We start from the raw sequence: 24,106 nt of genomic DNA on the forward strand, positions 1-24,106 counted from the left end.
AGGTCGAACGGTACAACCGGCTGATGGTCGATGAGGTCCTCTACGCCCGCCCGTATACCTCAGAGACGGCCCGGCGTGAGGCGTTGGCAGTGTGGGTGAACCACTACAACTACCATCGGCCGCATACCTCCTGCGGAGATGCTCCACCGGCCTCGTTGGCCCCGGCCCGAGTCAACAACGTCATGACCTCTTACATCTAGGAGGACGTGCACCGTCGGGAGAAGAGATGTGTGAGCTGGCGAGCCAATTGGCGTGGATCTCGCCCGCCCCAAACGACCGATAAAGGCAGTGGCCCATCGCCGTCCTTAGCGGGGGCGCGTCTCTCGGCTGGGGTGGTCGCGGGCGTTTCTGCGTTCAGAGTGTGTCGTGCCCGTCCTCGCTCAGCTCGGCTGCCTTCATCCAGAGCCGATAGCTGCCGTATCCCGCCAGGAGTGCGAGGCCCCAGCCGATGAAGCGTGCGTTCCCGGTGGTCATCTCCATCGGGAACAGGGCATAGCGTCCCCAGAACCAGACGAGCAGCACCATGAGTAGCAGTCCGGCCAGGATGCGAAGGTACGTGGTCCGTCTCATGCGCTGAGCCTACCGACGCGGGATTCCCGATTATGAGCATGTGCGTCCCGGGAGGCTCGCCGGCTGCGGGTGACGGTCCCGATCACACAGAGGATGAAGCCGAGCAGGAGAAGCCCCCATCCGAGCAGTCCCCGCCATTCCAGACGCGTGAAGTTGAGGATGCTCAACCCGCACAGCTGGATGAGCGCGCCGATGATGCGCAGGCTGGGGTGGGAGGGGGGACGCTGGTCCATGAGCCGAGCGCAGCTTCCCTGCCGACAGGCCACCAGGGGCCCTGCGGGGCACGTCCAGGCAGGTATACCCCTTTACACGCCCCGCCCGCCCACGAGACCATCACGTCAGAGACGGTGTGAATCGCAGCGCTAAATGGCGTGGTTTTTGTAACGCTTTAAGGCCTGCTAATCAGGTGGGTGATCGGATCTGAGCTTTCCGCAGACGACAGGTTCTACGTCCGGCTGACGGCGGGTTTCATAGGCACCCCTGGCGCAACAAACGTTTTGTCGTGAAATCCTAGACCCCGCCCTAGAGGGCCTGTGGTTGAAGAGTCGGTCTTACGATGGACAATGGTCCAAACCAGCGACACCAGTGCGCACTGTTCGTGCTGTGGGCGGCGTCTGCCGTTGAGCAGGTTGCACGCGTTGGCGGATGGCGCGGCTTACGTCTGCCGGCGGTGCGGCTTATGGATTGCGGTCCGTCGTCGCTGAGTGATTCCGTTGAAACGTCTGGTTGTGGATGTGCCGATGATCAAAGGTAGCTACAGATGACTTCGGCATTGCACTGAGCGGGGTCGCCGGCCGCCGCGGTTCCGTGAAGGCCGGCAACGGTTTCTCTGAGCGCGGTGAGTTCGGCGATGTGCCTGTCCAGGTTCGTCAGGTGCTCGGCAAGCTGATCACGCACGTGGCCGCACGGCGCCGTGCCAGCATCCCGGATTTGGAGGATGTCGAGGATTTCGGCCAGAGTGAGGCCGGCAACTTGGCTGCGCCGGATGAATTCAAGCCTGACGATCGTGTCCTCTGGATAGTCGCGGTAGCCGTTGGTGGCTCGGTCGGCCTGCGGCAGGAGCCCTCGCTCCTCGTAAAACCTCAAGGCCTTGGTCGTCACGCCGGAGGCCGCCGCTACTTCACCGATACGCATGCTTCACCTCGTTCTCGAAAGACTCCGTAATCTTCCATTTTGCTGGAAGATCACGAAGGTGATGGGGGTCTTTGTGGTGTGCCAATTCCTTCGTGCTCCCGCCTGTACGTTTCTCGACCCGGTTAGGGGGTGAGGTCGAGTTGTTCGAGGGCGACCTGGTAGGCCTCGTGGTAGGTCGGGAATTGGGCGACCTGGTCCAGGAGCGTGTCGATCGGCAGTTGCGTGCGGATGGCGAGGGAGGCGTGGTGGATCCACTCTCCGGCCATGGGGCCGACGGCCCAGGCTCCGATGAGGATCTTCCGGTCGGCGTCGGCGAGTAGGCCGAGGTGCCCGCGGGGGTCCTGCTCGTAGGTCCAGGGTCGGGCGATGGCGTCGGCGAGGTCCAGTTCCGTGGCGATGGTGCGGATGCCCTGCTTCGTTGCCTGTTCCTGGGTTAGTCCGGCGCCGGCGATTTCGGGGTCGGTGAATACGACACGCGGTATGCCGTCGTAGGTGGCCGGGTGGGGTCGGCCGAGGATGGCGTCGGCGGCGATCCGGCCTTGGTACTTCGCGACGTGGGTGAAAGGCATGATGCCGGTGACGTCGCCGATGGCCCACGTGTTTTCGCCGGCGCGGCAGTGGTCGTCGATCTGGATTTCTCCGTGGTCGCCGAGGGTTACGCCAGCGTGTTCGAAGCCGAGTCCTTCGGTGCGTGGTGTGCGGCCGGTACCGAAGATCACGACGTCTGCTGCCACCTCACCGGCTGGATCGCCGTCGCGTGTCTGAAGCTCGATGATGCTGTCGGCTCCCTCGCGCCGCGCCTGGACGGCGGAGGTGGCCAGCCGGATGTCGATGCCGGCCTCCTGCAGGTACTGGTGGGCAAGTTCCCCCACCCGGGGCCCTTCGCGGTCCAGTAACCTCTCGCCGCAGTGGATCAGGGTGATGGCCACTCCGAAGCGGGCCAGGAACGTCGCGGTTTCCACGCCGACGGCGCTGCCGCCGATGATGACCGCCCGCTCGGGGAGCGTGCTGGTGGTGTAGGTTTCACGGTTCGTCCAGGCCGTGATCTGGTCGATGCCGTCCAACGGTGGGATCACGGCGTCGGAGCCGGTGGCGATAATGATGTGCTCGGCTGTGATCTCGCGGTCTCCAGCCTGGATCCGGCCCGGTCCGGTAATCCGAGCTTCGTCCTTGATCACCACGGCGCCCTCTTTGATGTACCCGTCGACCTGTGCCTGGTCATCGAGGTTCCGGATCATGTAGTCCCGGTACTTTGCAGTGGCAGCCCAGTCCAGTTCGGCGCCGGAGACACCGGCGGCCCGTTGAACTTCCGTGCGCGCTTCCGGCGGCCGCAGGACGGTCTTGGAAGGGATACACGCCCAGTAGGCGCATTCCCCGCCGATTAGTTCCCGCTCGAAGACCACGACGTTCTTCCCGGCTTTCAGAAGCCGGTCGGCCGCGACCTCCCCGCCTGGGCCCAGACCGAGGACGGCAACATCGAAATGTTCACTCATGAGAATTTCTCCTTCAGATTCAGCGGATCTTTCCCGGCTCTTTCCGGTCCTTCGTCAACATCTCGCACCGGCCCCGGCCCGCCTCCTGCACCGGTACTGAACCCGTGCAAGCCCTCCAGTTGCCAGTGGTGGTCCGGCGGGTAGTGGTGGGTGGTCGGTTGGTTCAGCAGGCGCAGCTTTGGACGCCGTTGCTTACCTGGTCGGTGGCGGGTCCTGGTGTGTGGGTGAGCATCTTCTCAGCCATGGAGGATCCGAGTTCGTAGGCCTCTTTGACAGGCATGATGGTGCCGCCGGGGTGGGTTTCGAGCCAGGGCGCTGCGTCGTCGGGTGAGGCGAAGAAGTGGACCTGGTTGCAGAACGATGAGCGGACGGAGCTGATGTCCTCCGGGTTCACCAGGGACACCACGGCGGTGGCCGGCTCCACGCTGGTGACACCCATCGCTGTGACAGCCACCCGTACCGGGGTGCCTGTGGCCTGATGTGAGGATTCGATACGCGCGGATGCGCCCAGCAGGGTCGGGAAGATCAGGGTGTCCAGCGCGCACCAGGTGTAGAGTTGCTCACCGTTTACCTCGAACCGGTGCTGCGTGGGGCGCTGCGTCAGGCCCTGCCCGATGATCCGCCCGGACCCGTCGTACTCCGTGTCGCCCATCGCCTTGAGGGCAGTGCGGACTTCCTCCCCGGCACGGCCGGTCGCCGCGGCGAGGTCGCTCACGTCGACCGGGTCGCCCAGGGCGAGGAGTTTCAGTAGGGGCATCCACAGCCAGGGCTCCATCCCCGTCTCGTTGGACGCAAGCCGGTCAGTGACCTCGCTGATGTTGTTCATCGCGGTCGTTCCTTTCAAGGCATGGTGTGTCAGTGTTCGGCGATCGGTGGTTCAGGTGTTCAGGCGGCGCAGCAGGAAAGTTTGGAGACATCCGTCTTGAAGGACTGGGCAACGATCTTGATGCCCTCGGCCATGGTCAGGTACGGGCTCCAGAGGTTCGCGACCTGATCGACGGTCATCCCGGCCTGCAGGATGTACACGCCTGTTGCAGCGAGGTCGCCGGCTTCCTTCGCGACGGCGGTGATACCGACGATCCTGCCGGTGTCGGCGTCTGCGACCATCTTGATGAATCCGCGGGTGTCCCGGTTCACCACGGCGCGGGGTATGTATTCCAGCGGTACAACCCGGCATTCGCACCTGATCCCGGCGTCTCTTGCCTGCTTGTCGGTCATGCCGACAACCGCGAGGTTAGGGCTGGTGAACGTGACGCGGGGCAGGTGGCTGTAGTCCACGGCGCGGCCGGCGTCGCTGAAGGCGTTGTCGACCATCAGGGTGCCGTGGGATGCGGCGACGTACACGTATTCGGGGTGCCCGGTCACGTCCCCCGCAGCCCAAACGCGTGGGTTAGAGCTCACCAGGGTGTCCTCGACGACGACTTCCCCCTTGTCCCCGGTCTTCACGCTCACCCCGGCCAGGTTTAGCCCGTCGGTGACCGGGCGCCGACCCGTGGCGACGAGGACCTTGGAGGCCCGGAGGGTTTCGCGCCCGCCGGCGATGTCGGCCTGGGCGGCAATGCCGCCGTCCGTGTCCTGGGTGATGGAGGAGACGGTGGAGCGGCGGATGACCCGGATGCCCTCGTTGGCGAAGACGCTCATCAATGCCCTGGATGCTTCGGGTTCCTCACCCGATGCCAGGCGAGAGCGCACCAGCATGGTGACCTTCGAGCCGAGGCGGGCGAAGAGTTGGGCCTGTTCCAGGGCGACGTACCCGCCGCCGATGACCAGCAAGGACTCGGGTACCTCGTCGAGTTCCATGGCCGTGGTCGATGTCAGGTAATCGACCGTGTCCAGACCATTGATCGGTGCGGCCCACGGGGTGGAGCCGGTCGCGACCAGATAGTGGGCGGCCGTGATCGTCTCCCTGGTCCCGTCCTGCGCGGTGACCTCCAGCGCAGGGTCCGCGGCGGTGCCGGTGAATACAGCATTGCCGTGGCGCAGCTCCCACCCGTAGTCCGCGACGAGGTCCACGTACTTATCGGAGCGCACGTTCTCCACCAAGGCGCGCTTTCCCGCGATGAGTGCTTCCATGTCCACGGGTCCCGCGGTGGCGGTGAGGCCGGGGAACCTGCCGGCGTCCTGGGCGGTGTGGCGTGCCTCGGCTGCGGCGAGCAGAGCCTTGGAGGGGATGCATCCGGTGTTCACGCAGGTCCCGCCCACGGTCCCGCGTTCGATCATGACGACCCGTTTGTCGAGGTTCGTTGCCCTGATCGCGGCAGCGAACGCGCCACCACCGGAACCGATGATCGCCAGATCGAAATGCGGTACTGCCTCGTTCATGCGAATCTCCCTACACTGCCATCGGGCACCGGTTCATTGCGTGACGGCAGAAGCTGATGGCTGGTTTTCCAGTGGTTGATCTTCAGTCTGCACCTTCCCCTACGGGGGAAGGTCAAGGGTTCTCTGAACGGACGACGGGCTGGGGGCCCTCGAGGTGGTCGAGGCCGGTCCAGGCGATGTCTTCAAGCGGCCCGTAGGCGGGCGAGGTCGTTCCGGCGCGGCAGGCGTACTCCCACTCGGCCTCGGTGGGCAATCGGTACCCGTCAGCGCTCGTGTTCCAGGTAACGGAGCGTCCGTCCCCAGCACGCGTGTAGGCCGGCTGCAGCTCTTCGGCATTGGATAGCTCGTTGCAGAGGTTGATGGTCTCGAACCATGTCAGAGGCGTGAGCGGGCGTCCGGTGCTCCGGTCATGGAGGGGGTGCACTGCCATCTCGAAGGGCTCCAGTTCCACATCCCGTGTGGTCCCGCGGCGGGCGTCGCGCAGGGTGATTTTTCCCGAAGACAGGGTGGCCATGGAGGGCTGGTTCATGGTGTCAGCGTCGCACACGGGCTGACTGGAGAACTATGACCCCTAGTCGATCAAGGTTCAAATGTCAATACCTAAGTGACTCATGGTCGCATGAAACATATTTGCGCGTTTGTGAAATCTTCGCTGCATCTCGACAGCACCATCGCCCGGAAGCGCACCCCGGCCGCCCACACCTCCGCCCCTGCAGTAGACTCCTGAACACTGTTCAACTCGTCGGGCACTCGCCATGCGCCCCGCGCCTCGGCTGAGCGCCCCCTCGCACTCGCTTCCGCACCAGGAGTCCCTCCATGAGCACTTCCGTGCCCTCGTCCCACGACGGCCACGTCCGCCCCGCGGCCACCACGACGGCGGACCGCCCCACCGACGCCGGCCGCCCCCGTCGCGGTTCCGCCGGCGGCAGCCTCGCGCGCATCGCCGTCATGACCGCGTTGATGGCCGTCCTCGGTCTGGTGCCGCCGATCGCCGTCGCCGGTGTGCCCGCCCCGATCGTGCTGCAGAACATCGCCGTGATCCTGGCCGGTGTGATCCTCGGCCCGTGGCGCGGTGCCGCCTCGATGGCGCTGTTCGCCGGCCTCGTGGCGCTCGGCCTGCCGCTGCTCAGCGGCGGCCGCGGCGGCCTGGGCGTGTTCGCCGGCCCGACGGCCGGCTTCATCCTCGGCTGGATCCCGTCCGCGCTGATCGTCGGCCTGATCTTCTGGGCCCTCACTTCCCGTGCCCGTCCCGGCCTCGGCGCCGGACGGGTCGCGCTCGGTGCGGCCGTCGCCGGGCTGATCGGCGGCGTCGTCATGGTCTACTTCTTCGGCGTGCTCGGCTTCGTCGGGATCGCCGGGATGGAGTTCGGCGCCGCCGTCCTCTCCATGGCCCCGTTCGTGCCCGGTGACCTGATCAAGCTCGTCGTGTCCGTCATCCTCATCGTCGGCCTGTGGAAGGCCTACCCCCGCGCCTTCCGATGAGCCAGGACCGTTCCGTCACCCTCACGGGCGTCCGCGTCGAGGCCGACGGCCCCGAGGGCGTCGTCGTCCTCCTCGACGGCGTGGACCTCACCCTCACGGCCCCGCGCGTGGCGGTGATCGGGGAGAACGGCTCCGGCAAGTCCACGCTGGCCCGCGCGATCGCCGGGCTGGCCGACGTCGTCGCCGGGGAGGTGACCGTGCACGGGGTGGACGCCGTCCGGGACGTGAAGGCGCTGCGCCGCACCGTCGGCTTCGTGTTCGCGAACCCGGCCGCGCAGATGGTCATGCCCACCGTCCGGGAGGACGTGGAGCTGACCGTGAAGTCGCTCAGGGACGACGCCGGTCGCCGCCTGACCAAGGACGACGTCGCCGCACGCGTGGCCGCGGCGCTCCAGGAGCACCGGCTCACCGCGCTCGCGGACCGGGCGTGCCTGTCCCTGTCCTCGGGACAGGCACAGCGGCTGGCCATGTGCTCGGTGATGACCGCCGGGCCGTCCCTGGTGATCGCCGACGAGCCGACCTCCCTGCTGGACGGCCGGCACCGGCGGATCGTGGCCGACCGGCTGCTGGCCGCCGACCCCTCGGCCCCGGACGGGTTCCAGCTGCTGCTGGTGACGCACGACCTCGAGCTGGCCCGTGCGTGCGACGAGGCGGTGTGGATCCACGGCGGCCGTGTGGAGCGGACCGGCCCGGCCGAGGACGTGGTCGAGGCGTACGAGCGCTTCCTGGACCACGCCGTGGCGGCGGAGCTGCGCTGATGCTCTCCCTGTACATCCACGGCGACTCGCCCCTGCATCACGCCCGTGCCGGCCTCAAGACGGGCCTGTTCGCGGTGTGGGTGCTGGCCCTGACCCTGCTGCCGCTGTCCCTGTGGACGGCGGGCGCCGCCGTCGTGGGCGCCGTGACCGCGTATCTCGTGGGCTTCGGGCTGCGGCGTGGGGCGGCGATGATCGCCTCCGATCTGCGCGCCCTGTGGCTGTTCTACGTGGTCCTGTTCGCGGCGCAGTGGATCTTCACCGACGCGTTCGCCGCCGGACTCATGGTGGCGCGCGTGCTCGGGCTCGTGCTCACCGCGCAGGTGTTGACGCGCACCACCCGGATCGCGGACATGACCGGGGTGGCCGAGGCGGTGCTGCGGCCGGTCGAGCGGATCCCGTGGGCGGGGCCACGCCTGGCGCGGGCGGGGTTCCGCGCCGACCGCGTGGGCCTGGCGATGGGCCTGGTGCTCTCCTCGATCGGCCACCTGCGCGCGCTGGCCGAGCAGATCCGGCATGCGCAGGCCGCCCGCGGGGTACGGATGGCGCCGTGGGCCTGGGCGCTGCCGCTGCTGGTGCTCAGCTTCAAGCACGCCGACGACGTCGGGGACGCCCTGGCCGCCCGCGGCATCGACTAGAGCCCCCGGCCCTCCCGCGTTGGGGGCGGGCCGGTTCAGAGGGGGTTGTCCAGGGGCAGACGGTCGCGGTCGTAGGTGATCTCGGTGAAGCCGTGGGGCGCGGGCTTGCCGTCCTCGCCCAGGGACACGAACACGATCTTGTCGATGGTCAGGATCATCTCGCCGGTCACGATGTTCCGCACCTTCGCCCGCATGGTCAGGGACGTGCGCCCGAACTCGGTGGCGCGCAGGCCCATCTCGATCATGTCGCCCTGCTTCGCCGAGGCCAGGAAGTTGATCTCCGAGATCAGCTTCGTCACGCACCGCGGGTTGCCCAGCTGCAGGGTCGCGTAGATGGCCGCCTCCTCGTCGACCCAGCGCAGCAGCGAGCCGCCGAAGAGGGTGTTGTTCGCGTTGAGGTCCTCCGGCTTGACCCACTTGCGGGTGCGGAAGTTGACGTCGTCGTGGGCGGCGCGGTCGGCCGAACGGGTGAAGAGCGTGGAGTCCATGGCCCCACGGTAGAGCGACGCCGACGCCGGCACGAGAGAGGGCGCCCGATGCGGAGACGTGCTCGAGCAGGCCGTAGGGTCGCCGGAGGGATCCGCAACGGAGCACACAGGAAGGACCCGGCCGATGACCATCCGCCCCCACCCCGACCCCGCCACACCCGACGCCACCTGGCGCGATGTGCCGGTGCTCGGCTTCACGGTCGCCGCCGGCATCGCCGTCCTGTTCTGCCTGGTCTGGCTGCTCCGCGACGGGCTCACCACCGACTACACGTGGGGGCTGCTGCTGTCCCCGGTGCTCATGAGTGTGCCCGGGGCGGCGGTGATGGTCCTCTGGGAGCGGCTCCTCGCCCGCGTCCCGCGGCTGGCCGCCACGCTGGTGGCCGTCGCCGCCCTCCTGGCCCTCGGGCTGGTGCTCGCCTGGTGGCTCGTCGAGGTGAACGCGCAGACGCACCTGTTCACCGGGAGCACGTTCTGGCTGCTCGCCGTCGCCCCGGTCTGCGCGGGCCTCGCCTGGCTCGCACACCGGCTGCTCCCGGCGGCCCGCCGTCCCGTGGAAGAGCCCCCCGCCGCCCTCGACGACGACGCCTGGGCCCGCCGCCTCGCCGGCGTCCTGCGGCTGCGCAAGGACCTGCCCGACGCGCGGGTGGGCGAGATCGTCCGTGACGCGCGGGCACGCGGGGCCGCGGCCGGGCGCCCGCTGGCCGAGGAGCTCGGCTCCCCGGAGTCGTACGCCGCGGGCTTCCAGAAGGACCGGGTCGCCGCGCCCCGCCGGCGGGCCTGGGCGGTCACCGCGTTCGTGGTGATCATCCTGGCCACCCGTCTCCCGGGCGTGGTGGCCGGGGAGCGGCTCAGCGCGTGGGACGTCGCGTACCCGCTGGTCGCCGTCGTCGTGCTGGTGTGGACGTGGCTCGACTACCGGGCCGCCGTGCGTCGCGCCCGCCGCTGAGGGGTCTCAGGCCCCCGCGGCGGCCAGCACCCTCGCCACGTGCCGGCGGTGCACCTGGTGGATGACCTCGATCAGTCCGCACCCGAGCGCGGCGACCACCAGCGCGGCCACGAGCAGGTCCGCCGGCGGGACCTCCATCCGGTGGTACCAGCGGGAGGCCGGCACCAGCACGACGGCGGCCAGCACCGCGTACATCGCCAGGATCAGCAGCGCCACGCGCGCGTTCAGCGGCCGGGACATCACGCTGAGCACCCACAGGCCCAGCAGGGTCAGGGTGATCATGAACGCGGCCTGCTGGCGGGCCAGGTCGACGTCGCCGGCGGTGAGGCGCACGTACGTCTGCAAGGCCACCATGGACAGCAGGATCACCGCGCCGGAGGGGATCGCGAACCGCAGCGCCCGCCCCAGGAAGCCGGGCACATAGCGGCGCGGGTTCGGCAGCAGGGCGAGGAAGAACGTGGGCGCGCCGATCATGATGAAGTCCACCGTGGAGGCCTGCCGCGGCAGCAGCGGGAACTGCCACGCGAACAGGGAGAACACCACGCCGAACAGCAGCGCGTACGTCGTCTTCGTCAGGTAGATGTGGGCGAGCCGCTCCATGTTCGCGATCACCTGGCGGCCCTCGCCGAGCACGCGCGGCAGGCGGTCGAAGCGCCCGTCCAGCAGCACCATCCGGGACACCGCCTTGGTGGCCGGGGCCGCGTTGCCCATGGCGATGCCCAGGTCCGCGGTCTTCAGGGCCAGGGCGTCGTTCACGCCGTCGCCGGTCATGGCCACCACGTGCCCGCGCGACTGCAGCGCCTGCACCATCGCCTTCTTCTGGTCCGGGCTGACGCGGCCGAACACGTCGTGCTCGGCCATCACGGCGGCGAGCTCCCCGGGATCGTCCGGCAGGGTGCGCCCGTCGTAGGCCTGGCCCGCCACCTCGAGGCCCACCTCGCGGGCCACGGCGGCCACGGTGCGCGGGCTGTCCCCGGAGATCACCACGGTCCGCACGCCCTGCGCGTGGAAGTAGTCGAGGGTCTCGGCGGCGTCCGAGCGCACGTTCTCGCGGAACGTCACGACGGCGACCGGGACGACTCCGGCGGGCAGCACGTCCCCGACCAGGGGCTCGTCCGTGCGGGCCAGCAGCAGCACGCGGCGGCCGGCGTCCGCGTCGGCGTGGACCTGGGCGCGGACGGCCTCGGCGGCCTCGGGGCCGAGGACCTGCTCGTCCACGAGGGCCTCGGGCGCGCCGAGCAGCCACGTGCCGGCCGCGGCCCCAGCCTCGGGGCCGAACGCGACCGCCGACCACCGGCGTGCGGAGGAGAACGCCACCTGGGCCGCGGGGTCCACGGCCGGGACGGCCGTGAAGGGCTCGCGCAGGGCCGCCGCGGTGGGGTTCACGTCCGGGTCTGCGCCGAACCAGGCGAGCACGGCCCGAGCCCCGTCGCCGACCTCGGCCGGGGCGCCGTCGTCGTGGGCGTCCGGGGACGCGTCCGCCGAGGCGGGCGCGGCGAGCCGGTCGAACCGGACGCCGCCCTCGGTGAGGGTGCCGGTCTTGTCCAGGCAGACGGTGTCCACGCGGGCCAAGACCTCCACGGCGGGCTGCTCCTGGATGAGGACCTCCTGCTGGGCCAGCTTGAGCGCGGCCACGGCGAACGCGATGGTCGTCATGAGCGCCAGGCCCTGCGGGATCATGCTGGTCACCGCCGCCACGGACGCGATCAGCGCGGGCTCCAGGGCGGCCTCGCGCGGCTGGGAGAGGGCGAGGGCCCAGCCGCCGACCGCCGTCATCTGGCCGTGCACGATCACCGCGATGATCGGCACCAGGGCGATCGTCAGCCAGCGGGCCACCTTCTCCAGGGCGCCGCGCAGCTCCGAGTGGATGGCGGAGTAGCGGCGGGCCTCGGCGCTGAGCCGGGCCGCGTGCGAGGCCGAGCCCACCGCCGTCGCGCGTACCAGGCCCGCGCCGGCCACGACGGCCGAGCCCGAGAGCACGGCGTCCCCGGGGGTCTTCGGCACGGGGTCGTTCTCCCCGGTGAGCAGCGCCTCGTCCATGTCCAGGCCGTCCGAGACGAGGACCTCGCCGTCCACGGGCACCTGGTCGCCGCGGCGCAGCACCACGACGTCGTCCCGCACGATCTGCGCCATCGGCAGGGGCACGCGCGCCCCGTCCCGGATGACGACGACGTCGTCCTGGTGCAGCAGCGCGATCCGGTCCAGCTTCCGCTTGGCCGAGTACTCCTGGACCACGCCGATCACCACGTTGGCCACGGCCGCCAACGAGAACAGCAGGTCCAGCCAGCGGCCCATCAGGATCACGACGACGGCGCACAGCGCGATCGCCAGGTTGAACAGCGTGAACACGTGCACGCGCAGGATCTGCCCCAGCGAGCGGGACGTGTCCCGCGACTGGACGTTGACCAGGCCCGCGGCCTCCCGCTCGGCGACCTCGGCGGCGGTGAGCCCGGTGATCCCCGCCGCGCCGGTGAACCCCAGGCCCGTCCCGCTCTCGGGGGCGGACGGGTGCGCGGACGCAGGGGAGGGGGAGGCCATGGCACAGAATCTACCCAGCCGGCGTGGGGCCGGGCATCCGACGAGGGGATGAACCCGGGTGCGACCGCAGGCGGGACCGCGGGTGGGGCGGGCTCACTCGCCGGCCTGGCCGTCGATCCCCTCGCGCAGCAGGTCGGCGTGGCCGGCGTGGCGGCCGTACTCCTCGATCATGTGGGTGAGGATCCACCGCAGCGAGACCGGGTCCCGCCCCTCCCGGATCCGGTGGGCGCGGGCCAGGGCCGCGGCGCCGTCGTCGCCGTCCGCCGCGAGCAGGTCCACCACGATCTGCCGGGACCGCTCCACCTGGCCCTGCCAGAGGGCGCGCAGGTCCGCCGCGGAGTCCTGCGCCGCGCTGTGCCAGTCCCAGTCGGGGTCCGCGTCGAAGTCCGCGCCCACCCAGGGCGTCGAGGTGGGCTCGCCGAGGGCGACGGCCTCGAACCACCAGAACTCGACGAACGCGAGGTGCTTGAGCAGGCCGCCGAGCGTCATCGCGGACGGGTGCCCCGGCAGCCGGCGGTGCAGCGCGGCCGTGTCCAGGTCCGCCGTCTTCCACTCGATCGTGGCGCGCAGGAAGTCGAGGAAGCCCAGCAGGGTGGCGGCCTCGCCCGCGGCGAAGGGCGGCTCGGGGCGGCCCTGGTCGTCGTAGAACACGGTGGTCATGGCGGCCAGGCTACGCCCCACCCGCGTTGTCGTTCGGGAAACGGCGCGTCCGGGGGCGGGGGCGCGGGCGGCCGGGGGCGGGTGAGGTGGCGGACCTGGAACGCGTGCGGTCGCTTTGAGCCTGAAAAGTGCGCCCATACCGACCGCAGGCGTTCCCGGAACGGGCGGGCCGGCGTCGTCGGCCTGGCGGACGAGGTGCATGACGCCCTCGCGGTCGGAGGCGATCCTGCTCACCGCGGCGGATCGACCACGAGTCGCACCCGCGGGCTCGCCTGCTCGGCGGCGCCCTCCTGGGTCTCGGCGATCCGGCGCCAGATGCGGTCCGCCGACGGGTCGACCATCAGGTGCCCCATCTGCCGGATGACGGTGCCGAACACGGACGTCGGCATGCTGCGCCGCGGGGCGAAGCCGGACCGGCGCAGGCGCTCGGTCTGTTCCGTGGTCAGGTCCACGAGGCGCTCCAGCAGGGACTCGGTCTCCCCGCCGGCCTCCAGCAGCGAGCGGCGCACGTAGGCCCCCACCACCGGGTGGTCGGCCAGCAGGTCCGCGAACGCCGCGTCGCGGGCCGCGGACACCACCTGTGGGGTGCCCACGAGCGGGACCTCGTCGAGGGTCGCGGCGATCAGGCGCAGCACGTCGTCGTCGACGGCGCGGGTCAGCCCCGCCTTGCTGCCGAAGTGGTGCCGCACCAGCCCGGGGGCGACGCCGGCCCGTTGCGCTATCTCGCGGACGCTGGCCATCTCGACCCCCCGCTCGGCATACAGCTCGAGGGCCGCCAGGCGCAGGCGCGCGGGGGAGGAGAGATCGTCCTGATCGAAGGGCAGGGGGGTGTTCATCGGGTCCTCGGGGCTGGGTCGGCGGATGGGATGGCCCGTGGTCGGGAGATGAGGATGCGGGGGCTCGCTGAACCCTACGGCAGGGATCGAAACGCCCCCCGCACCCTTCTTGCACGCTAGTGCAACATCGTGCTTGAGTGTGCAACATCAGCTCAGTGAGGCATGTCACAGACGACTGCCGCCCGCCTCCGCGACCACCACACCTCCCAGGGGGACCCATGCAGACCACCGACACCGTCCTCGGCACCCCGTCCACCATGGGCGACGACGAGCAGCTCACCACCACTCGCCTCCTGCGGGACGCCGCCCGGACCTTCGGGGATCAGCAGATCATCCACACCCGCGGCGGCGGCTCCCGGTGGCAGACCACCTACGCGGCCGTGTGGGAGCGGGTGCGCCGCATGGCCGCGGCCCTGCGCGCCGAGGGCGTCGGGCCGGGGGACCGGGTCGGCCTGCTGCTGTGGAACGACGTCCGCCACCTCGAGTCCTACTTCTCCGTCCCGCTGCTGGGCGCGACCATGGTGCAGCTCAATCTGCGCCTGGCGCCCACGGACCTGGCCTACGTGATCACCCACGCGCAGGTGGGGACGATCGTCGTGGACGAGACCCTCCTGGAGCTCGCCGCCGCGCTCGAACCGCACCTGCCCGGGGGCATCCGCTGGATCGTGGCCGGCGACGGCGAGCTCCCCGCCGACTGGGCCGGTCGCGGCGACGTCCTCTCCTACGAGGCCCTCCTCGACGGGCAGGAGCCGCTCGAGACAGCGGACCTGCCGAACGTGAGTGAGCGCTCCGCCTCCGGCGCCTGCTACACCACGGGCACCACCGGCCGTCCCAAGGGCGTCTTCTACTCGCACCGGGCCACCTGGCTGCACGCGCACGCCGTGGTGTCCACCCTGGGCATGACCATGGCGGACACCGCCCTGCTGCTGACCCCCATGTTCCACGCGCAGTGCTGGGGCCTGCCGTTCGCCGCCGTCGCCGTGGGCGCGCGCCTGGTGCTGCCGGGCCGGTTCAACCTCACGGACACCCCGTGGCTGACCTCCACCCTCGTGGACCATGGCGTCACCGTGGCCCCGGCAGCCCCCGCGATCCTCATGCCGATGCTCCACCACCTCCGCACCCTCGAGACGCCCCCACGGATGGACGGCGTGCGCCTGCTGTGCGGCGCGACCGAGCCCCCCGTGGCCATGATGCGCGGCTTCGACGAGCTCACCGGCGCGGAGGTCATCCACGCCTACGGGGCCACGGAGACCTCGCCCATCGTCTCCCTCAACCGCATGAAGCCGAGCCTCATGGACACCCTTTCCGAGGATGAGCGGTGGAACCTCAAGCGGTTCCAGGGCCTCGTCGTCGTCGGGGTGGACGTGAAGATCACCGACCCCCTGGGCGAGCTGCTGCCGCCCGGCGAGGAGAACGTGGGCGAGATCCGCCTGCGCGGGCCCTGGGTGACCACCTCCTACGCGGACAACGCCGAGGCCACCGAGGCCGGCTTCGACGACGAGGGCTACTGGCGCTCCGGGGACCTGGGCTACCTCTCCCCGGAGGGCTACCTCAAGGTCACCGACCGCCTGAAGGACGTGGTCAAGTCCGGTGGCGAGTGGATCTCCTCGATCGACCTGGAGAACCACATCATGACCGTCCCCGGGGTCCGCGACGCCGCCGTGATCGGCGTCCCCCACCCCCAGTGGGAGGAGCGTCCTCTGGCCCTCGTGGTGCGGGACGAGGACTCCGACGTCGACCAGGACGCCGTCCTCGCCGCACTCGCCGAGCGCTTCGCCACCTGGCAGCTGCCGGACGAGGTCCGCTTCGTGACGGAGATCGACCGGACCGGCGTCGGGAAGGTCAACAAGCGCAAGCTGCGCGCCGACTACGCCGACGCCCTCACCTCCGGCCGCTGAGCGGCCCGCCACCTCCCCAGACCCACCCCGACCCCAGGAGACCCCGTGACCCAGGACGCCTTCCTCTACGACGCCCTCCGCACGCCGCGCGGTGCCGGCAAGCCCTCCGGCTCCCTCCACGAGGTCAAGCCGATCGACCTCGTCGTCGGCCTGACCCACGCGCTGCGCGACCGCCATGAGGGGCTCGACCCCGCCGACATCGAGGACATGATCCTCGGCTGCGTCAGCCCGGTGGGCGACCAGGGCGCGGTCCTGCCCCGGGTGGCCGCCCTCAAGGCGGGCCTGCCGCAGACCGTGGCCGGCGTGCAGCTGAACCGGTTCTGCGCCTCCGGGCTCGAGGCCGTGAACCAGGCCGCCGCCCGCATCCGCTCCGGCTGGGAGTCTCTGCTCGTGGCCGGCGGCGTGGAGTCCATGTCCCGCGTGCCCATGGGCTCCGACGGCGGCGCGTGGGCCATGGACCCGGCCACCTCCCTGGCCACCGACTTCGTCCCGCAGGGCGTCTCCGCGGACCTGATCGCCACCCGTGAGGGATTCAGCCGCGCAGAGCTGGACCGCTTCGCCGCGCAGAGCCACCGCCGTGCTGCGGCGGCGTGGCAGGAGGGCCGGTTCGCCCGCTCCGTGGTCCCGGTGACGGACATGAACGGGATGACCGTGCTGGACCGGGACGAGACCATCCGCCCCGACTCGTCCGTGGAGACCCTGGCCACGCTCAAGCCCTCCTTCGAGGCGCTGGGCCGGGAGGCGGGCTTCGACGCCGTGGCGCTGGAGAAGTACAGCTCGCTGGCGGGGATCGAGCACCTGCACCACCCCGGCAACTCCTCGGGCATCGTCGACGGCGCCGCGCTGACGCTGATCGGCTCCGAGGAGGCCGGCCGGCGGGCCGGGATGAGTCCGCGGGCCCGGATCGTCTCCGCCGCCGTCGTCGGCTCCGAGCCCACCATCATGCTCACCGGCCCCACCCCGGCGTGCCGCAAGGCCCTCGAGGTGGCCGGCATGACCGCCGCGGACATCGACCTCGTGGAGATCAACGAGGCGTTCGCGGCCGTGCCGCTGCTGCTGATGAAGGAGATGGGCTGGACCGAGGAGCAGACCAACGTCAACGGCGGCGCGATCGCCATGGGCCACCCCCTGGGGGCCACCGGCGCCATGATCCTCGGCACCCTCGTGGACGAACTCGAGCGGCGCGACCTGCGGACCGGCATCGCCACGCTCTGCATCGGCGCCGGCATGGGCGTCGCCACGATCGTCGAGCGCGTCTGAGCGCCCCACCCACCCGACCGACCAGCACGGCAGGAAGAGCACCGGCATGAGTGAGCACATGATCACCTGGGACCAGGACGCCGACGGCGTCGTCACGCTGACCATGGACGACCCGCAGGCGCGGGTCAACACGATGAACGAGCGGTACCAGGACGCGATGGACGCCGTCGTGGACCGCCTGGAGGCGGAGCGGGACACGGTGACCGGCGTCGTCCTGACCAGCGCGAAGAAGACCTTCTTCGCCGGCGGCGACCTGGACTCCCTGGCCCAGGCCGGCCCCGAGGACGTGGAGTCCGTGTTCGCGCTGACGCAGCGGGTCAAGGGCCAGCTGCGCCGCCTCGAGACCCTCGGCCGCCCCGTGGTCGCCGCGATCAACGGCACGGCGCTCGGCGGCGGCCTGGAGATCGCCCTGGCCTGCCACCGGCGCATCGCCGTGGACGACCCGGGGCTGAAGGGCGGCCTCCCGGAGGTCACCCTGGGCCTGCTGCCCGGAGGCGGCGGCATCACCCGCCTGGTGCGCATGGTGGGCGTGGAGCGCGCCCTGATGGAGTGGCTGCTGCAGGGCACCGCCCGCGACGCCCGGGCCGCGATGGAGAAGGGGATCATCGACGAGGTCGTGACCGACCCCGCGGACCTGGTGCCCGCCGCCAAGCGCTGGATCCTGGAGCACCGCGACGACGCCGACGCCGCCGCGAAGCCCTGGGACGTCAAGGGCTTCAGGATCCCCGGCGGCACCCCCGCCCGAGCCTCCTTCGCCTCCCGTCTGCCCGCGTTCGCCGCCACCCTGCGCCGGCAGCTCCACGGCGCGGACCTGCCCGCCCCGAAGGCGATCCTCAGCGCCGCGGTGGAGGGCTCGCAGGTGGACTTCGACACCGCCTCGCGCATCGAGACCCGGTACTTCGTGTCCCTCGTGACGGGCCACACCTCCTCCGCCATGATCCAGGCGTTCCACTCGGACATGCAGGCGCTGCGCTCCGGCGCGGCCCTGGGCGGTCCCTCCCGCGAGCGCAGCACGATCACCACGGCGGCGGTGCTGGGCGCCGGGATGATGGGCGTGGGCATCGCCCACGCGCTCGCGCTCAACGGCGTGGACGTGATGCTCAAGGACGTCAGCCTGGAGGCCGCCGAGCGCGGCCGTGAGCGGGTGGGCGCCCTCCTCGAGGGGCGCGTGGCGAAGGGGCGCATGAGCCGCGAGGACGCCGACGCCGTCCTGGCCCGCGTGCAGCCCACCGAGGACTATCAGGACCTCGCGCACGTGGACGCGGTGATCGAGGCCGTGTTCGAGGACGTCGAGCTCAAGGACTCGGTGTTCGCCGAGGTGGAGAAGGTGGTCGGCCCGGACACCCTGCTGTGCAGCAACACCTCCACGCTGCCGATCACCCTGCTGCAGGGCCCGCGGGAGCGCTCCCAGGACTTCATCGGCCTGCACTTCTTCTCCCCGGTGGACCGGATGAAGCTCGTGGAGATCATCCGTGGTGAGCAGACCTCCCCGCGCACGGTGGAGCGCGCCTACGACCTGGTGCAGCAGATCCGCAAGCTGCCCATCCTGGTCAACGACGGGCGCGGCTTCTACACCTCCCGCGTCTACGGCACGCTCGTGCTCGAGGCCGCGGCCCTCGTGGAGGAGGGCGTGGACGCGCAGCGGATCGAGCGGGCGGCCCGCCACGCCGGCTTCCCGGCCTCCCCGCTGGCCATGATGGACGAGGTCTCCCTGACCCTGATCCAGCACATCCGCCGCGAGGAGGAGAAGGCCGTCGCCGAGGCCGGCGGTGAGCGTCCGGTGCGTCCGGGCGAGCGCGTGGTGGAGCGCATGGTGGACGAGTTCGGCCGCCCGGGCCGCGCTCAGGGCGCCGGCTTCTACGAGTACCCGGAACAGGGCCCCAAGCACCTGTGGCCAGGCCTGGCCGAGCACTTCGCCACCGGGGCGGACGTGCCCGAGCAGGACCTGCAGGACCGCCTGCTGTACCGCATGGCCATCGAGACGGCCCGCTGCTTCGACGACGGCGTCCTCACCGACGCCCCCTCGGCGAACCTCGGCGGCGTGTTCGGCATCGGCTTCCCGCCGCACACCGGTGGGCCCGTGACGTTCATGACGCACCGCGAGGGCGGACCGGCCGCGTTCGTGGCCCGCGCCGACGAGCTGGCCGACCGCTACGGCGAGCGGTTCCGTCCCGGCGGCACCCTCCGGCAGCTGGCCGAGCGAGGCGAGGGGCCGGGCCGATGAGCGCCGCACCGCTGGCCGGGGTGCGCGTGGTGACCATCGCGCTGAACCTGCCCGGGCCCGTCGCCGCGGCCCGCCTGCAGGAGCTGGGCGCCGACATCGTCACGGTGCTCCCGCCCAGCGGGGACCCCGTGGCCACCCTGGTGCCGGCCCTCTACGAGGAGCTGCACCGCGGGCAGTCGGTGCGCACCGTGGACATGAAGTCCCAGGCCGGGGCTGCCGAGATGGAGCAGATCCTGGCCGAGGCGGACGTGTTCCTCACCTCCCACCGCTCCGGGGCGCTGCGCCGGCTGGGCCTGGACGCCGACGCCGTCCGCGCCCGCCACCGGCGGATCTGCCAGGTGGACATCACCGGATACGACGGGGACCGCACGGACGTGCCAGGCCATGACATCAACTACCAGGCCGCGGCGGGCCTGCTGGCGCCGGGGGCTCCACCGCGGATCCTCGCGGCGGATCTGCACGGTGCCGAGCGGGCCGTCTCCGCCGCGCTGGCCCTGCTGTGGGCCCGCGGCGCGGACGGGGACGGCGGGCATGCCACGGTGGCGCTCGCCGATGCGGCGCACGCCCTGGCCCTGCCCAACCGGCACCGCATGACGGGCCCGCGCAGCCCCCTGGGCGGGGCCCTGCCCCACTACGGGGTGTATCCGGCGGCCGAGGGCCATGTGGCCGTCGGCGCGCTCGAGCCGCACTTCGCGGCCGCGCTTGTCGAGGGCCTCGGGCTGGACGCGGACGGGGACGTCCGCGCGCAGCTCACCGAGGCCCTCTCCCGGCACGACGCCGCCCACTGGCAGGCATGGGGGGAGGAGCGGGGCATCCCGCTCACCGCCCTGGCCAGCCCCACCGCCTGACCCCCACGACTCAGCACCCCCCTCGAACGACCTCCAGGAGCCCCTCATGACCACCACGGATTCCCGCACCCGCTCGCTGATCGACGTCGACGTCGACGTCCTCGAGTACCACCGCCTCCTGACGCCCGAGCAGCAGGAGGAGCTCACGGAGATCCGCGCCGCCCTGGCCGAGATCGTCACCCCGCACGTGGCGGAGGCCTGGAGCCGGGACGAGTTCCCGCACGAGATCGCCCGCCGCGTCGGGGAGCTGGGCTACAACCACATCAGCGGCATGACCGAGGACCCGTTGTTCCGCGGGCACCTGATGGCCGAGCTGGCCCGCGCGGACATCTCCCTCAGCGTGTACTTCGCCCTGCACAACGACCTCGTCGGGGCCACCCTGGAGGCCCTGGGCTCGGAGGAGCAGAAGCAGACGTGGCTGCCGGGCCTGTACGCGATGGAGTACACCGGCTGCTTCGCGCTGACCGAGCCGGAGCACGGCTCCGACGTCGCCGGCGGCATGGCCACCACGGCCCGCCGAGAGGGGGACGAGTGGGTGATCAACGGGGCCAAGCGGTGGATCGGCAACGGCACCATGTCCCGCATCGCGATCGTGTGGGCCCGGGACGAGGAGGACGACCAGGTCAAGGGCTTCATCGTGGAGACCGACACCCCCGGCTACGAGGCCACCAAGATCGGGCACAAGACCGCGGTGAAGATCGTCCAGAACGCGGACATCACCTTCACGGACGTGCGCATCCCGGCGGAGAACAAGCTGGAGAAGGCCAACACCTTCGCGGACACCAACGTGATCCTGCTGGGCTCCCGCAACGGCCTGGGCTGGCAGGCCGTGGGCGCGCAGCAGGGCATCCTCGACGCCGCCCGCCGCTACGCGCTGGAGCGCACTCAGTTCGGCCGGCCGATCGCCGGGCATCAGCTGGTGCAGTCCCTGCTCGTGCAGATCGCGGCCAACCTGGCGGCCACCCTGGGCATGGCGCACCGGGCGGTGCAGCTGGAGGCCACCGGCGAGGTGTCCATGACGCAGGCCTCCCTGGTGAAGCTGAAGACCTCCCAGATGTGCCGCGAGTCGGCCGCGCTGGGCCGCCAGATGATGGGCGGCAACGGCATCCTCGCCGACGTCGGGCTCGGCCGGTTCTTCTGCGACGTCGAGGCGATCTTCACGTACGAGGGCACCTACGAGGTGAACTCGCTGATCGTGGGCCGCGGCCTCACCGGTCACTCCGCCTTCCTCTGAACCCCCTCCGACGACCGCCCCACCAGATCAGGAGCCACCGTGACCACCTCCGAGACCCCCGACACCTCCGCGACCACCCACGGCCGGCCCACCGAGCGCCGGGGTCATGTGGCCGAGCTGCTCTCGGCCACCGTGGCCCGGCAGCCGGATGCCGTGGCCCTGCGGATCGGCGAGGCCCGCATGACCTACCGCGAACTGGACCAGGTCACGGCCGCGACGGCCGGCTGGCTGCGCCACCGCGGGGTGGGCCCGGGGGACCGGGTGGCCGTGCTGCTGCCCAACGTCCCGGCCTTCGTGGCGGTCTACGAGGCGCTCATGCGCCTGGGTGCGGTGATGGTGCCGCTCAACCCGCTGTTCACGGCCCGTGAGCTGGAGTACTTCCTCGAGGACTCCGGGGCGCGCGTGCTCTGGGCCATGCCCGGGCTGCCGGCCGTGGACGAGGTGGCCGGGAACGTCGACGTCGAGGTGGTCACCCTGGACCTCGAAGCGGTCGGGCGGGAGTGCGCCGCCGAGGGCATCGCCCCGGTCACGGAGATCACCCCGCGCGACCCCGACGACGACGCCGTCCTGCTCTACACCTCGGGCACCACGGGGCGGCCCAAGGGTGCCCGGCTGACGCACACGAACCTGCGTTCCAACGCCATGGCGACGGCGACCGGCCTGGGCCGGCTCGGCCCGGACGACGTCGTGTTCGCGGCGCTGCCGATGTTCCACGTGTTCGGGCTCTCGGTGGTGCTCAACGGGGCGGTGTTCGCCGGGTCCACCCTGTCCCTGATGCCGCGGTTCGTGCCGGAGGCCGCCTACGACCAGCTGCAGGACCACGGCATCACGTTCCTGCCCGGCGTGCCCACCATGCACGGGGCGTTCCTCTCCGTGGCCCGGACCCGTCGTGAGGCCGGGGCCGAGCCGGCGGACTTCTCGAGGCTGCGCATGCCCCTCTCCGGCGGTGCGAGCCTGCCGGTGGAGACGCTGCGCGCGGCGGAGAAGCTGTTCGGCGTGCCCGTGTTGGAGGGCTACGGACTGTCCGAGAACGCGGGCGCGTGCTTCTTCAACCCCGTGGACGCGCCGACCCGCCCGGGCACCGTGGGCCGGCCGGTGGACGGCTTCGAGTTCCGGATCGTCGCGATGGACGGCACCGAGGTGCCCGAGGAGGACCTCGAGACCTCCGGTGAGCTGCGCATCCGGGGCGAGGGCATCATGGCCGGCTACTGGGGCCGCCCGGAGGACACGGAGGCGGCGTTCGACGAGGACGGCTGGTTCCGCACCGGGGACATCGCCCGCCGGGACGAGGCCGGGTACGTGATGATCGTGGACCGGCTCAAGGACGTGATCATCCGCGGCGGCATGAACGTGTACCCGCGCGAGGTGGAGGAGGTCCTCTACGAGCACCCGGACGTGGTCGAGGCCGCCGTGGTGGGTGTGCCGGACGAGCGGCTGGGCGAGGAGATCGCGGCCTTCGTCTCCCTGGCCCCGGGCAGCGCCGTCACGGGGGAGCAGCTCCAGGCGTTCGCGGCCGAACGGCTGGCCCGCTACAAGCAGCCGCGGGAGGTGACCGTCCTGGACGGGCTGCCGAAGAACGCCACGGGCAAGATCCTGCGCCGCGAGCTGCGTCAGGGGTGAGGGGCGCCGGGCGGTCCGGGCGCAGGTCGTCTGGTCTGAGCGAGAGGAACGACAGACAGGTGGCCTCTCGCTACGCTCCCGCGGACCCGCAGATCCGGGCGGTGATCGCCACGGTGGGCGGGGAGGACCAGATCACCGTGATCGGTCCCCTGGACGCGGACGCCGTGCGCGCGGACCCCAAGCCGTTCCTCGGCTACAGCGACAACACCAACCTGCACCAGTGGCTGTGGGCGAACGGCGTGGCGAGCTTCTACGGCGGGTCCACCCAGGTGCACCTGGGGCCGGGACCGGCTGTGGATGAGGTGCACGCCGCGTCCCTGCGAGCCGCCCTGCTGACGGGAGGGCGGCTGGAGATCACGGAGCCGGGGGAGTCGGAGGACCACGGCGTCGACTGGCTGGACCCACGGGCGCTCACCGAGTTCGGGACGCGCGAGCCGGTGCCGTGCCCGCACGACGACGGCGCGCGCGGCGTCGGCGAGGGCGCCTCACCGTGGCGCTGGGCCGGGCCGCGGCGCGCGGTGACCGGCCGGACGTGGGGCGGCTGCCTTGAGGTGCTGCCGTGGGTGATGGCGGCCGGCCGCGGGCCTGCGGACACGGCGGTGCTCGAGGGTGGTGTGCTGCTTATCGAGACCAGCGAGGAGCTGCCGAGCGCCGGCGAGGTGCGGCGGCTGCTGCGGATCCTGGGGGAGCGCGGCGTGCTCGGCGCCGTGGACGCCGTGCTGGCAGCCCGGCCGCCGGCGAGCTCCTTCGAGGCGCCGCGGGGTGCGGAGGAGCGGGCACGGCTGCGCGCGGAGCAGGCCGATGTGGTGGTGGAAGAGGTCGGGCGCTACAACCCGGACGCGGTGGTGTGCGTGGGCGTCCCGTTCGGCCACACGCGGCCGCAGTGGGTGCTGCCGCATGGCGGCGTGATGACCGTGGACGGTGCGGAGCGGCGGGTGTGGGCGGAGTACTAGTTGTTGTGGGTCATGAGGTTCTTGCCACGAGGCGCCGGCTGAGATGAGACGAGTGGGCCTCTCCCGCAGGATGGAAGTTCCTACACCACCGACCTGCCCGAGAAGACCCACTCATGACTCACGCTAACGCACCCCTGACCCCCACTGGCCGTCTCAGGATGGTCCACCGCCACCTGCACGACGGGATCCCGCAGGCGCACGTGGCCG

General features: G+C 71.1%; 22 protein-coding genes. 12 read left to right on the forward strand and 10 right to left on the reverse strand.

Going from position 1 to position 24,106, the window contains the following annotated elements; genetic code table 11:
* Nucleotides 1–200 (forward strand): integrase core domain-containing protein (locus NR073_RS10180; RefSeq protein WP_252411758.1); only part of this gene is annotated, 200 nt, incomplete at its 5' end.
* Between the two features lie 154 nt (nucleotides 201–354).
* Here the strand turns inward: NR073_RS10180 and NR073_RS10185 are convergent.
* The 6 genes from NR073_RS10185 to NR073_RS10210 all read right to left on the reverse strand — a co-directional run bounded on the left by NR073_RS10185 (nucleotide 355) and on the right by NR073_RS10210 (nucleotide 6,048).
* Nucleotides 355–570 (reverse strand): hypothetical protein, encoded by a 216-nt coding sequence (locus NR073_RS10185; RefSeq protein WP_036334147.1) that lies wholly within the window; start codon nucleotides 568–570, stop codon nucleotides 355–357.
* Nucleotides 571–1,314: 744 nt separating this feature from the next.
* Nucleotides 1,315–1,704: a heavy metal-responsive transcriptional regulator gene (locus NR073_RS10190; protein ID WP_036334145.1), complete on the reverse strand. Its 390-nt coding sequence runs from the start codon at nucleotides 1,702–1,704 to the stop codon at nucleotides 1,315–1,317.
* 122 nt (nucleotides 1,705–1,826) lie between these two features.
* The gene (locus NR073_RS10195) at nucleotides 1,827–3,197 is read right to left on the reverse strand and encodes an NAD(P)/FAD-dependent oxidoreductase (protein WP_036336637.1); all 1,371 of its coding nucleotides are present in this window, start codon (nucleotides 3,195–3,197) and stop codon (nucleotides 1,827–1,829) included.
* 163 nt (nucleotides 3,198–3,360) lie between these two features.
* Entirely contained in the window at nucleotides 3,361–4,023 is a 663-nt protein-coding gene (gene merB / locus NR073_RS10200; protein WP_036336638.1) for an organomercurial lyase MerB, read from the reverse strand.
* A gap of 59 nt (nucleotides 4,024–4,082) precedes the next feature.
* Nucleotides 4,083–5,519, reverse strand: coding sequence for a mercury(II) reductase (gene merA / locus NR073_RS10205; protein ID WP_078025618.1), 1,437 nt, complete (start codon nucleotides 5,517–5,519; stop codon nucleotides 4,083–4,085).
* Between the two features lie 112 nt (nucleotides 5,520–5,631).
* On the reverse strand, nucleotides 5,632–6,048 hold the full coding sequence (locus NR073_RS10210; protein WP_227448837.1) for an SUMF1/EgtB/PvdO family nonheme iron enzyme: 417 nt from the start codon (nucleotides 6,046–6,048) through the stop codon (nucleotides 5,632–5,634).
* Between the two features lie 287 nt (nucleotides 6,049–6,335).
* Between NR073_RS10210 and NR073_RS10215 the strand changes: the two genes are divergently transcribed.
* The 3 genes from NR073_RS10215 to NR073_RS10225 are packed head-to-tail and all read left to right on the forward strand — an operon-like array spanning nucleotide 6,336 to nucleotide 8,394.
* Nucleotides 6,336–7,001: a biotin transporter BioY gene (locus tag NR073_RS10215; protein WP_010080061.1), complete on the forward strand. Its 666-nt coding sequence runs from the start codon at nucleotides 6,336–6,338 to the stop codon at nucleotides 6,999–7,001.
* Nucleotides 6,998–7,759 carry an energy-coupling factor ABC transporter ATP-binding protein gene (locus NR073_RS10220; RefSeq protein WP_113914459.1) on the forward strand — a complete coding sequence of 254 codons (762 nt, stop codon included), beginning with the start codon at nucleotides 6,998–7,000 and terminating at the stop codon, nucleotides 7,757–7,759. Before NR073_RS10215 ends, NR073_RS10220 begins: the two co-directional genes overlap by 4 nt.
* Entirely contained in the window at nucleotides 7,759–8,394 is a 636-nt protein-coding gene (locus NR073_RS10225) for an energy-coupling factor transporter transmembrane protein EcfT (RefSeq protein WP_036336646.1), read from the forward strand. The genes NR073_RS10220 and NR073_RS10225 overlap by 1 nt, the downstream gene beginning before the upstream one ends.
* Nucleotides 8,395–8,429: 35 nt before the next feature.
* Here the strand turns inward: NR073_RS10225 and NR073_RS10230 are convergent, their stop codons facing one another.
* Nucleotides 8,430–8,882: an acyl-CoA thioesterase gene (locus tag NR073_RS10230; protein ID WP_073117263.1), complete on the reverse strand. Its 453-nt coding sequence runs from the start codon at nucleotides 8,880–8,882 to the stop codon at nucleotides 8,430–8,432.
* 124 nt (nucleotides 8,883–9,006) lie between these two features.
* Between NR073_RS10230 and NR073_RS10235 the strand changes: the two genes are divergently transcribed.
* Nucleotides 9,007–9,828, forward strand: a complete 822-nt coding sequence (locus NR073_RS10235; RefSeq protein WP_256748794.1) for a hypothetical protein — start codon at nucleotides 9,007–9,009, stop codon at nucleotides 9,826–9,828.
* Between the two features lie 6 nt (nucleotides 9,829–9,834).
* On the opposite strand, the gene NR073_RS10240 is transcribed toward NR073_RS10235, so the two are convergent.
* The 3 genes from NR073_RS10240 to NR073_RS10250 all read right to left on the reverse strand — a co-directional run bounded on the left by NR073_RS10240 (nucleotide 9,835) and on the right by NR073_RS10250 (nucleotide 13,862).
* Nucleotides 9,835–12,366: an HAD-IC family P-type ATPase gene (locus NR073_RS10240; protein ID WP_256748795.1), complete on the reverse strand. Its 2,532-nt coding sequence runs from the start codon at nucleotides 12,364–12,366 to the stop codon at nucleotides 9,835–9,837.
* 93 nt (nucleotides 12,367–12,459) lie between these two features.
* Complete coding sequence (locus NR073_RS10245; protein WP_041104677.1) at nucleotides 12,460–13,026, reverse strand: DinB family protein; 567 nt, start codon at nucleotides 13,024–13,026, stop codon at nucleotides 12,460–12,462.
* Between the two features lie 230 nt (nucleotides 13,027–13,256).
* Nucleotides 13,257–13,862: a TetR/AcrR family transcriptional regulator gene (locus tag NR073_RS10250; protein WP_061866814.1), complete on the reverse strand. Its 606-nt coding sequence runs from the start codon at nucleotides 13,860–13,862 to the stop codon at nucleotides 13,257–13,259.
* A gap of 218 nt (nucleotides 13,863–14,080) precedes the next feature.
* On the opposite strand from NR073_RS10250, the gene NR073_RS10255 reads away from it, so the two are divergent.
* From NR073_RS10255 to NR073_RS10285, 7 genes are read left to right on the forward strand one after another with little or no spacing between them, the layout of a single operon-like run.
* A complete protein-coding gene (locus tag NR073_RS10255) occupies nucleotides 14,081–15,760 on the forward strand; it encodes a long-chain-fatty-acid--CoA ligase (RefSeq protein ID WP_061866815.1) in 1,680 nt (559 codons plus the stop codon).
* A 45-nt stretch (nucleotides 15,761–15,805) separates the two neighbouring features.
* Nucleotides 15,806–17,020: an acetyl-CoA C-acetyltransferase gene (locus NR073_RS10260; RefSeq protein ID WP_036336657.1), complete on the forward strand. Its 1,215-nt coding sequence runs from the start codon at nucleotides 15,806–15,808 to the stop codon at nucleotides 17,018–17,020.
* Nucleotides 17,021–17,066: 46 nt separating this feature from the next.
* A complete protein-coding gene (locus NR073_RS10265; RefSeq protein ID WP_061866816.1) occupies nucleotides 17,067–19,244 on the forward strand; it encodes a 3-hydroxyacyl-CoA dehydrogenase NAD-binding domain-containing protein in 2,178 nt (725 codons plus the stop codon).
* Entirely contained in the window at nucleotides 19,241–20,092 is an 852-nt protein-coding gene (locus NR073_RS10270; protein WP_044658735.1) for a CoA transferase, read from the forward strand. Before NR073_RS10265 ends, NR073_RS10270 begins: the two co-directional genes overlap by 4 nt.
* A gap of 46 nt (nucleotides 20,093–20,138) precedes the next feature.
* Nucleotides 20,139–21,326 carry an acyl-CoA dehydrogenase family protein gene (locus NR073_RS10275; protein WP_230278205.1) on the forward strand — a complete coding sequence of 396 codons (1,188 nt, stop codon included), beginning with the start codon at nucleotides 20,139–20,141 and terminating at the stop codon, nucleotides 21,324–21,326.
* Between the two features lie 39 nt (nucleotides 21,327–21,365).
* Nucleotides 21,366–22,946 carry a long-chain fatty acid--CoA ligase gene (locus tag NR073_RS10280; protein ID WP_230278206.1) on the forward strand — a complete coding sequence of 527 codons (1,581 nt, stop codon included), beginning with the start codon at nucleotides 21,366–21,368 and terminating at the stop codon, nucleotides 22,944–22,946.
* Nucleotides 22,943–23,899, forward strand: coding sequence for an LD-carboxypeptidase (locus tag NR073_RS10285; protein WP_372970638.1), 957 nt, complete (start codon nucleotides 22,943–22,945; stop codon nucleotides 23,897–23,899). Before NR073_RS10280 ends, NR073_RS10285 begins: the two co-directional genes overlap by 4 nt.
* Nucleotides 23,900–24,106 lie beyond the last annotated feature (207 nt).

It is taken from the genome of Micrococcus sp. Mcc28, from assembly GCF_024519775.1.
In the GTDB taxonomy this organism is placed as follows: Bacteria; Actinomycetota; Actinomycetes; order Actinomycetales; family Micrococcaceae; genus Micrococcus; species Micrococcus luteus.